We start from the raw sequence: 10,881 nt of genomic DNA, 5'->3' as shown, positions 1-10,881 counted from the left end.
TCGCCCGGCGGGACGACGTGGCCCGGGTGCTGGCCGAGGTGCCCGCGGCACACCCGCTCACCGCCGTAATCCACGCGGCCGGTGTGCTGGACGACGGTTTGGTGGAGTCACTGACCGATGGGCAAGTGGAGAACGTGCTGGCGCCGAAGGTCGACGGAGCCTGGCACCTGCATGAGCTGACCCGGGAGCTCGACCTCGCCGGGTTCACGTGCTTCTCCTCCGCCGCCGGCGTGTTCGGCACCGCGGGCCAGGGGGCTTACGCCGCGGCGAACGCCTTCCTGGACGCGCTCATGAACCAGCGGGCCGCCGCCGGGCTCCCGGCCCGCTCGCTGGGCTGGGGCCTGTGGGCGCCGGACAGCGGGGCCGGCACGACCGACGGGATGGGCGGCGGGCTGGCCGCCGCGGACCGGGCCCGGATGGACCGCACCGGGATCCGCGCGCTGACCGTCGCGCAGGGCCTGGCCCTCTGGGACACCGCGAACGGCTCGGACAGGGTCCACCTGGTGCCCATCGGGCTGGATCCGGTCACCGTGGCCGGTCTGGGAGAGGAGGGCATTCCGCCGTTGCTGCGCGATCTGGTCCGCCCGGCCCGCCGCCGGCGCTCCGCGCGGTCCGCCGCGCCCGCCGAGTCCCCGGCGGACCTGGCCCGCAGGCTGGGCGGGCTGAGCCCCACCGAACGGGACCGGCAGCTCCTCAACCTGGTGCTCGGGCAGATCGCGGCCGTGCTCGGCTACCCGTCCGCGGACGGGGTGCCCGCGGACGGTCCGTTCGGAGACCTCGGATTCGACTCACTGAGTTCGGTCGAGCTGCGCAACCGGCTCAACACCGCCACAGGCCTGAACCTGCCCGCCACATTGGTGTTCGACCACCCCACTCCCGCCATCCTCGCGGCGCACCTCGGCACGGAGGTCGCGCCGGATGCCACCGGCGCGGAGGAACCGGCGGACGGCCCTGCCGAGCGCGGCCCGGATCAGCTCTCCGGACTCGCGCAGGCGGTCGAGGAGGCGCTGGCCGGCGAGGACGCGCAGCGCGACGCGCTGCGCGGACGACTGCGGGCGGCGCTGCGCGCGCTGGACGGCGAGCCGGGGCCCGGGATGGACGAGCTGAGCTCGGCCTCCGTGGACCAGCTCTACGCCTTCGTGGACCGGGAACTCGGCGATGCGTGAACCAGCAGCCGGGGCCGCCCGGCCGACCGGAGAGGAATCGAAAGCTGTGGGCGAGGATCCGAAGCTCGTCAAGTACTTCCAGCGGGTCACCGCGGAACTCCAGCGCACCCGGGAGCGGTTGCGGGAGCTGGAGAACCCCGTCGACGACCCGGTGGCCGTGGTCGGCATGGGCTGCCGGTTCGGCGGTGGGGTCGGCTCGCCGGAGGAGCTGTGGGACCTGCTCGCCGCGGAGCGGGACGTGATCACCGGGTTCCCGGCCGGCCGCGGCTGGACCGAAGACCAGATCTACCACCCGGAACCGGGCACGCCGGGCCGCTCCTACGTCCGGCACGGTGCCTTCCTCGACGACGCGGCCGACTTCGATGCCGAGTTCTTCGGCATTTCGCCGCGCGAGGCGCTCGGCATGGACCCGCAGCAGCGGATCGCGCTGGAGGTCACCTGGCAGGCGCTGGAGTCCGCCGGCATCGATCCGGCCGGGCTGCGCGGCAGCCGCACCGGCGTGTTCCTCGGACTGTCCAACGCGGACTACGCCACGGCGGTCCGCGAGATGCCCGAGGACATGCTGGGCCAGCTCTCCATCGGCAACGCGGGCAGCGTGACCTCCGGTCGGCTGGCCTATGTGTTCGGCCTTCAGGGACCCGTGCTCACGGTGGACACCGCCTGTTCCTCGTCCCTGGTCGGGATCCACCTGGCCGCGCAGTCGCTGCGCGCGGGCGAGTGCACCCTGGCGCTCGCGGGCGGGGTGACCGTCCTGTCCAGCCCGCTGCTGTTCATCGACTACGCCCGGCAACGCGCCTTGGCGCCGGACGGGCGGTGCAAGCCCTTCTCCTCGGCCGCCGACGGCACCGCGTGGGGCGAGGGTGCCGGGATGCTGGTGCTGGAGAAGCTTTCCGACGCGCGGCGGCACGGCCATCAGGTGCTCGCGCTGCTGCGCGGATCGGCGATCAACTCCGACGGCACCTCTTCCGGGCTGACCGCCCCGAACGGAACCGCCCAGCAGCAGGTGATCGCCGACGCGCTCGCTTCGGCCGGCCTGTCGCCCGCGGACGTCGACGCGGTGGAGGCGCACGGCACGGGTACCGCGCTCGGCGACCCGATCGAGGCGCAGGCGCTGCTGGCCGGGTACGGCCGCCACCGCGGCGACCGGCCGCCGCTGCTGGTCGGCGCGGTGAAGTCGAACCTCGCCCACACCCAGGCCGCAGCCGGAGTCGCCGGCGTGGTGAAGATGGTGCTGGCCATGCGGCACAGCACGCTGCCCAGGACCCTGCACACCGGCACGGTGACCCCCCGGGTCGACTGGGCGCAGGGCGGGGTCGAACTGCTCACCAGCGCAGTCCCGTGGCCGCGCGGCGGGCGTCCCCGGCGGGCGGGCGTGTCCGCGTTCGGAGTCGGCGGCACCAATGCGCACGTGATCCTGGAGGACCCGGGGCCCGACCCGGACACCGAGCCCGGCGACCGGGCCGTCCCGCCACTGCTGGCCTGGACCCTGTCGGGCAGTACCGAACAGGCGCTGTCCGCGCAGGCGGCCGCGCTGCACGAGTACCTCGACCGGGCGCACCCGGATCTGCTGGACCTGTCGTGGTCGCTGGCCACCACCCGGGCGCACCTGCCGCACCGCGCGGTGGTGTTCGGCTCCCGCCCGGCCGACCTCGCCGCCGGCCTGACCGCGCTGAGCACGGGCCGGAACGACACCGGGAGCGCCACGGTGGCGGTCTCCGGCACCGCCGTGCGCAACGGCACCACCGCGTTCCTGTACCCGCACGAGTGCACCCCGGCCGTGGTGCGCGCGCTGGCCACGCAGTACGCCGAGGCCGAGCCGTTCGCCGAGCACCTCTCCGCATGTGCGGCCACGCTGGCCGGGCTGGTCGGCTGGTCGCTGACGGACGTGCTTCGCGGCGCCCCGGACGCGCCACCACTGGACCGGCCGGACGTGCTGGCCCCGGCCACGCTGGCCGTGCTGACCGGCGTGACACGCATGTGGTGCGCGTCCGGGGTGCGCCCGGCGGCGTTGGCGGGACACGGATCCGGCCGGCTGGCCGCGTCCTGGGCGGTCGGATGGCTCTCCCTGTCCTCGGCGCTGCGGATCGCGGCCGGGTGCCCCGCGGGCGTTGAACCCGACGTCGTGGATGTCCCGCCCCCCGCGCCCGGTGTGCCGGTGCTGTGCGGGGACACCGGCCGTTGGCTGCGGGACCGTCCGGCCGAGGACGACTACCGCACGGTGCCGGCTGCCGCATCCGACTCGGTCGCCCGCGAGCTGCGGGCCGACGGTCACCGGCTGCTGCTCGTGTTCGGTGGGGACACCGCGGGCATGGCCGCCACGCTGTCCGACGGTCCCGCCGTGCTGGCCGTGCCGGAGGAGACGGAGAGCGCGGTGACCGGTTCAGCGGCGATCGTGCGCGCACTGGGCCGCGCGTACGTGATGGGCGCGGCGGTGGACTGGCGTGCCGTGCTGGCCGGCGCCGGTGCGCGGCGTATCCCGTTGCCCGGCTACGCCTTCCAGCGCAGCCGGTACTGGATCGAACGCGAGTGGACCATGCCGGTGCTGATCTCCGACGACCCCGGGACGCGCGAGCCCGATCGCCGCTCGCCCGCGGCTCTGCTGTGGGCACTGCCCGAGCAGGAGCGCAACCACCACGTCGAGACGCTGGTTCGTGAGTGCCTGAACCGGGCGCTGGGCAACGGACCGGATGACCAGGTCGACGCCGAGGACACGTTCCGCGATCTCGGGATGGACTCGCTGGGCGCGGAGGATCTGCGCGATCAACTCACCACCGATGCCGGTGTCGAGATCGAACTCGCCGACGTCCTGAACTATCCCACGGTGGCCGACCTCACCGAACGCGTGCTGGAAAAGCTGGCCGCCCGCGCCGAGGAGGGCACGCTCGACGAGATCGCGGGAACCGCCCGGCCCGGGAACAAGGTCCCGGAATCCGGCACCGGGCCGGTGGACCCGGCACCCGAGAACGCCGACGAAAACGACGGCAGCCTGGCCTCGTTCTACATCCGGGCGATCCGCACCGGCCGGATCAACGTCGCCCTCCGCCTGGCCCGCGCGGCCTCCGAGACCCGCGACACGTTCGACCAGGACGATCCGCGCGATCTCGCCGAACTGCGCCAGGTGGGGGCGGGCGCGGGTGGCCCCACGATCGTCGGCCTCACCCCGCCGATCTTCCCCAACCTGGACCTGCCCTACTCCTACCTGCACGCCGGGCTGGACCCCGCGTCCGACGTGTGGTCGCTGTGGTCGCCCGGATTCGCGGGCGAGGCCCCGCTGCCCGCCGACCGTGCCGCCCTGATGCGGATGCTGGCGAAACCGCTGCACCGTGAGCTGGCCGGCACCCCGTTGATCATCGCGGGCTACTCCTCGGGCGGCTGGCTGGCGCACGAGCTGGCCACGCACCTGGAGCAGACCGGCGTCCCCGTCACCGCGCTGCTGCTGCTGGACTCGTACCTGCCGGAGGAGGAGATGGACCAGACCGAGACCCGCAGCGAGTTCATGCGCGAGCAGATCCGGCGACGTGACCTCATGGGCATGTCGCTCGACCGTCCGGACCGGACAGTGACCACCAGCGGCCAGATCGCGGCGATGGGCGGCTACAGCAGGATCTTCAGCGGCTGGCGGCCCGGCCCGCTGAAGGCGCCGATCCTGCACCTGCTCGCCAGCGAGGTCGTCGCGGGCATGCCCACCAGCTCGGAGGACCACCCGTTCCCGGCCGAACTGGCGCACCGCGTGCGCACGCTGCCCGGCGATCACTTCACCATCCTGTCCCAGCACGCCGACCTGATCTCGTCCAACCTGCACGACTGGCTCACGGAGGTGCAGCCCCTATGACGACCGTTCCCGATCTTCCCGACCTACCCGACGCCGCAGAGGCACTGGAGCACTTCCCCTTCGATGAAGGCCGCGGCATCGAGGTCCACGAGCGGTTCCGGGAGCTACGGCAGCGCAAGGGGCTGCTCCGGGTGCGGCTCGCCTACGGTGAACCCACCTGGCTGGTCACCCGCTACGAGGACGCCCGGCTGGTGCTGGGCGATGAGCGCTTCAGCCGCGCGATGTCGGTCGGCCGGGACTATCCGCGCCCGGACGAGGCGACCGACCTGGCCGGGCTGATCACCCTGGACGCCCCCGAACACACCCGGCTGCGCAAGCTGTTGATGAAAGCCCTCAGCAAATCCCGTATGGAAGCGCAGCGCCCGACGGTGCACGCGGCGGCGGACGACCTGCTGTCGTCGGCGATGAACGCCGGGCCGGGCATGGACATCGTGGCGGACTACGCGCAGCAGATGAGCGTGCTGTCCATCTGCGACCTGGTCGGCGTGCCGGCCTCGGACCGGGAGGTCTTCGAGTCGACCAGCGAGGCGCTGATGCCCGGCAGCGCCGTCGGCCCCGAGGACATGATGCGGCGGTTCGGTGCCCTGCGCGCCTGCACCGAGCAGCTCATCGCCGAGCGTCGGGCCCGCCCCCGCGACGACCTGATGTCGGCGATGATCCAGGCCCGGGACGAGGATGACCGGCTCACCGACACCGAGCTGATCGACATGGTCGTCGGCCTGCTGCTGGCCAGGTTCGAGGCGGTCACCACCCAGATTCCGAACTGCGTCTACGTCCTCACGCGGGGCGACCGTGCGCTCTGGAACCGCCTGCGTGCGAATCCGGCCGAGCTGCCGGCGGCGGTCGAGGAACTGCTGCGCTACAACGCCTCCGCCGGGCCCGGCCTGTTCGTCCGCTATGCACGGGAGGACGTCAACGTCGGCGGCACGCTGGTGCGCGCGGGCGAAGCCCTGACCGTCGCCAACGAGTCGGCCAACCACGACCCGGCCCGATTCGAGGACCCCGACGCGATCGACTTCACCCGGCCACCCGGTGGACACCTCAGCTTCGGCCATGGCGCGCACTACTGCGTCGGCGCCCAGCTCGGGCGCATCGACCTCCAGGAGGGACTGCGGGTGCTGCTCACCAGAACCCCGGAACTGACCGTCCGCGACCTCAAGTGGAAGGAACGTCCGCACGTCCGGGGCCCGGAGACGATGCGCGTGACCTGGCAGGGCGGCCCGGAATGACCACCACCGGCACCGGGGGTCCACCGGCTTCCGGTGGGTAGCGGCAGGTCGGCCGGATCCGGCGCGGCTGAGACTTCGACGCTCGGAGGGGGCTTGCTGTAGGTGCCGGTAGGGCGTGAAGGCTCGGCGCATGTTCGTGCCGGTCAGGACCTGTTTGTGTTGACCGGCGGGTGGGGTTGCCGACGGCGGGGGCGGTGGTGGGTTTCGGCGAGGTGGCCGAGGCGGACGGCTTCGAGTGATGCCTGCCGCCCTGAGTACGTCTGAGGGACCGCACCCCCGGCCGACCCAGCTCGAACTCCTCACCGGCCCCCTCCAAGGCCTGTACGACCCGACCCGTCAGGGCATGGCGCCGCCCTGTTCGCGCTTTTCGCCGGCATGGCCCGAGTCCGAGCGCGAGTAGATCCGGGAGAAGTCCCTCGAAGGGCAGGCGTCCGTCCGCGACCGTGGTCGGCACGGTGGACACCCCCCAGGTCGTCGACGACGGCATGACCGCCTATGCCCGCCCCCCCTGCGCGCCAACGGCGAATCCGTGCCTGAGGCCCGCCCAGAAGCTCGTCATGGACCACATCGACAACCGGCGTACTAAGCCGCTTGGGTCCGGCAGATGCGGCCGCTGGCATCCGCCCAGTCTGCGTTGACGCTCCATGACGGATGAGGAAACACGTTGGCAGGCTGCCGCCGAGCTGCGACGATGCAGCTGTTTCCCATACGGAGGGGTTTTTGTTCGTTTTCGTTTGTGCGCGGTGCGATGCCGAGCTGACCGTCCCCTTGTCTGAGGTCTCCCTTCCGGCCCACGCTCGTCAGAAGTACGGGAATGGGGTCCAGCTTCCGGTACTCATGGAGCCGGGGACGTTTGCCGTGGACCTGGACCCCTGGGGAGGGCCGTGGCGGATGTGGGACGAGATCGATCCGCGCGAGGCGGAGGCGCGCGGCATCTACGCACCGGTCTACGCCCTGTCCGACAGCACGCCCGGGGCGATCGTCATCGCGCCCGGCGATATCCGCGGAACCCGGCTCATCCCCGAGAAGCGCGGCGGTGCCTGCTGTGGCCTCGACGGGGCCGACGGGCCCAACATGGCCTGCGAAGCGTGCGACCTGCCCGTGGCAACCAGGGTCGACGACTGCTCGCTCTGGCAGACAGTGCGGCTCAGCTCGGACGCCGTGCGCCGCGTACTCGTCGACGGTGTCCACGCTGCGCCGTTCTCCTGGGCGGAGCTGGCAGAGAGAGGGGAGAGCACGCCCCCTTTCGAGCCGATCACCACATGGGGAGGACGGCTTGGGTCGAGCCACTACTGGTCGTGGAGTCCCCAATGGGAGGCGGCAGCCGGCCAGGCGCTCGCTCACCTGCTGGTGGCCTCCCAAGGGCAGCCGGTGAAGGTTCCCAACGGTCTGACCACAGACGTGTTCCAACGCGCGCTCGACACCCTGCTGCCCGCAGGCCCGCCAACGCGGCGCGCCGCCCTGGCTGGACCAGGAGAACCCTCACCCGACGCAGGCGTTGACATCCTCCTCGTACCGGTCCATCCCCAGACGGGCCAGACCTGGACCCCAGCCGGCCCGGCTGCATCGGCCTACCTCGTGCCTCTGCCGCTGGGGGTGTGGCTGTGGCTGGTCTCTCCCCAGCCGCACTTGCCGACTCCCGCATCGGGCGTCATCCCCCAAGACGTCCTCCGCGACGACCCGCCCCCACCACGCCCCAACTACCTGTTCCGGGCCGACCGGGGAACGTTCCAGCACACCTTGGTCCGGCTACCGGCCGTTCGCAGCCCGTGGATGCGCACCATCCTCGAGAACCTCACGCAGGACAGATCGGCCGACATCTTCTAGCTGGCTGGCTGCTGGCGCTGCGGGCCGGAAAGCGGCCTCGACCGCTGGCAGCCGATGCCAGCAGGGCGACCTCACCGGTGAGGGGATAACGCGGAGCCAAGTCCGGGCCGAGTGGGGATGCGCACTGCCCCCGGCGGGTGCGGGGACGACACTTCGTGTGCGTTGATGCTGGCAAGGGGAACTGGTTTTCATTGGGGAGGGTCGGTGGTTGGGGTATGGGGTCCTGGGGCGCTGTTAGTGATGTTCCTGTACACATCGGCCTGCCCGCGGGTGGAGACTGACCGTGCTCCCCCGGGGACCGCTGAGCACTTGGTGGCTATGCCGGCGCAACGGTGGCGTATCTAGGGCGCTCAGCACGGTGGGACCTGGCTCTGGGCAAGGAGGCGGGATGTGGGGAGAGGCGGATCGGGCCTGCGTCCGAACATCGCTCCCCGGGCGGCGAGCTAGTGCGGGATGGCTGTGACGACTCCGCCGCCGACTGCCTTGCCCGCCTCCCGGATGGAGAACCGCATTCCCCTCTCCATGGCGATCGGCTCGGCGAGCCGAACCTTCAGGAAGGCCGGTCCGCCCCGGGACACGTCGAGGTCCTGGCCACCCTGCCGGAGGACCGTGATCTGCCTGGTGACGTCCGTCGTGCGGAAGCAGAACTGGGCTTGGCGCCCCGCGAAGGTCACGTCGCGGCCGCCGTCTTCCTCCGGGAGGACGTACACCTCCGCTTCGAAGAGGCTGTGCGCCGTGGCCGAGCCGGGGGCGGCGAGGACTTGGCCGCGCCCGACGTCCCGGCGCGTGAGGCCCCGCAGCTCAAGGCCAACGTTTTCCCCGGCCTCCGCCGCTTCGAGGCGCTCACCGAACTTTTCGACGGCGGTGACGGTAGCGGTGCCCGAGGTGCGCAGACCGACGTACTCCACCTCGTCGCCCACCCTCAGGACTCCGCGCTCTATCCGGCCGGTGAGCATCGTGCGTGGGTGGGGACCGGAGAGGGCGAAGACGTCCTCGACCGGCATCAGGAAGGGCATGTCGCGCTCGCGGGGCGCGGCGGGGAAGCCGGCCGTCACGGCCAGCAGTTCCTCGGCGGCTGACGGCTGTCGTGCCGAGCCGAAGATAATCGGTACCTCCTCGGCCGGGTATGCGTGCTGCCGCAGCAGGTCGCGGACCTCCAGCGCCAGGACCTGCTGGAGCTCCCGGTCCGGCAGCAGGTCGGGCTTGTTCACGAACACGGCCACGTGTTCCACGCCGACCGCTCTGACAAGCCGCAGCAGTTCCCCGGTGGCGGGAGTCGCTCCGTCGGTCGCCGACAGCACGAGCACCACGGCGTGGCGATGCCCCTGAGTCAGCTTCTTGACGCTGCTCGTGCGGGGCGGCCAGTCGAGTGCCGTGAAGTGCCGCGCCATGGGGACGTGGCCTATGGCCCGGGCGACCCCCTCGATCAACGTGGTCGTGCCGCTGCCCGGAACGCCGACGTACTCCGTCTCCCGGCCTGCTCTGATCATCGCTTCGTCCATCGGCCCATTCTCGACGGCCGATCATTGACCGGACCAATCGATAGAGTCGTGGATCGTGGGAAACCCGGCTCCGAGTGCGCCAACCTTCGCCGACCGGCCGGAGACCGGGAGTAAGTACCGGATCAACGACGGCGTCACCTCGGCCCCGGCGGCACCGTAGATGCCACCCTCGCGAAGTGGCAGAGGAGAGGTACCTCCCGGGCCCCAGGCGCGGCGGCGGTTTTACACTGCGGTCAGACCGACCCGGCCTTGGACGGTGAGAGGGAGAGATCCAGCCAGCCCAAGAGTCTTTGCGTCATTCCCGCCGAAGGGAAAACTGCTGGCCCGCCGCCCGCGCTACACAAGAGGCTGGGAAGCTCACCTGCTCAGCGACGACCCTGAGCAGGGCGATTGCGCCCATCAGTCCGTTCGGCCCACGGGGGAAGTCCGCACATGCCGCAATCCGGCCTCAGCGCAGACGAGCGCATCGACGCCTTGATAGACCACCGGCGCACCGTCGCCAGCCTTCAGCGCCAGATCAAGCGGACCCGCATCGTCGGTATCGCCAAACTCGTGGGGTTGATCGGCGCTCCGCTGCTGCTGCTCTCGCTTATCGGCGCGACCGCTCTCACCTGGCGCCGCTACAACATGGCACCCATCAACATCTTCGGCTTCTTCGTCCTGGTCACCCTCGTCATTGGGTGCCTCGCCTTCCTCATGTTCTTCGATACCGAACAACCCATGCTTACTCACGAGAACGGGGAACGCACGCAGCAAGTAGATTCAGTCGCGGAGCTGAAGCTCGATCTCGAACTGGCCGAGGAGAAGCGGGTACTGGCCGCCGCTCAGGTCGCGCGCACCGTCTTCGAGCGGCAGTACTCCTACCGGGACATCATCCCCCGGGAGATCGATCGGCTGCGTGCCGAGAGCGCAACCTACCGGCGCCGGCACAACTGGCTCCAGTGGACGCTCATCCTCTGCTCTGCCGCAATCCCTGCGGTCGCCGCCCTCTACGACCCTCCGCAGCCCGGCAAGGGGATCCTCATCGGTCTCGGTGCCGCCGTCTCCGTCATCACCTCGGTGATGGGCTACTTCAAGTTCAAGGAGCGCGGCTTCAACCTCCAGCAGACGGCCGACGCCATCGAGCAGCACACCACCGCTCTCGAACTGGCCATCGCCCCCTACAACCGTCCCGAAGAGAAGGAGAACTTGGAGCTGTTCGCCGAGAACGTCGAATCCCTGCGGATCGAGCAGCGCAAACGCGAGCAGCAGCTCGACCAGCCGCACCAGGGACAGCAGGAGATCGTGTGACGCCGTCCGGCCGATACGGGCTCCACGGCACCGGG

At 71.1% G+C, this 10,881-nt stretch carries 5 protein-coding genes and 1 pseudogene; 5 read left to right on the top strand and 1 reads right to left on the bottom strand.

From position 1 onward, the window contains the following. From V7793_RS08365 to V7793_RS08350, 4 genes and pseudogenes are all read left to right on the top strand, one after another. On the top strand, positions 1 to 1,166 hold a 1,166-nt coding region (locus tag V7793_RS08365), incomplete at its 5' end, for a KR domain-containing protein (RefSeq protein WP_336003775.1). A 55-nt stretch (positions 1,167 to 1,221) separates the two neighbouring features. Then, positions 1,222 to 4,998 (top strand): annotated as a pseudogene (locus V7793_RS08360) (type I polyketide synthase); the annotation flags it as partial. Beyond that, positions 4,995 to 6,227: a cytochrome P450 gene (locus V7793_RS08355; protein ID WP_336003772.1), complete on the top strand. Its 1,233-nt coding sequence runs from the start codon at positions 4,995 to 4,997 to the stop codon at positions 6,225 to 6,227. The pseudogene V7793_RS08360 and the gene V7793_RS08355, both read left to right, overlap by 4 nt. Positions 6,228 to 6,947: 720 nt before the next feature. Beyond that, on the top strand, positions 6,948 to 8,054 hold the full coding sequence (locus V7793_RS08350) for a hypothetical protein (RefSeq protein WP_336003771.1): 1,107 nt from the start codon (positions 6,948 to 6,950) through the stop codon (positions 8,052 to 8,054). A gap of 443 nt (positions 8,055 to 8,497) precedes the next feature. Here V7793_RS08350 and V7793_RS08345 read toward each other — a convergent pair whose 3' ends face one another. Then, positions 8,498 to 9,556 carry an EF-Tu/IF-2/RF-3 family GTPase gene (locus V7793_RS08345; RefSeq protein ID WP_336003770.1) on the bottom strand — a complete coding sequence of 353 codons (1,059 nt, stop codon included), beginning with the start codon at positions 9,554 to 9,556 and terminating at the stop codon, positions 8,498 to 8,500. Positions 9,557 to 9,988: 432 nt separating this feature from the next. Between V7793_RS08345 and V7793_RS08340 the strand changes: the two genes are divergently transcribed. After that, entirely contained in the window at positions 9,989 to 10,846 is an 858-nt protein-coding gene (locus V7793_RS08340; protein ID WP_336003769.1) for a DUF4231 domain-containing protein, read from the top strand. Positions 10,847 to 10,881: the final 35 nt, after the last annotated feature.

This window comes from Streptomyces sp. KLMMK (assembly GCF_036961605.1).
Taxonomy (GTDB): Bacteria; Actinomycetota; Actinomycetes; order Streptomycetales; family Streptomycetaceae; genus Streptomyces; species Streptomyces telluris.
The sequence above is the reverse complement of the archived record's forward strand: the minus strand, read 5'-3'. Positions and strand labels throughout refer to the sequence as shown.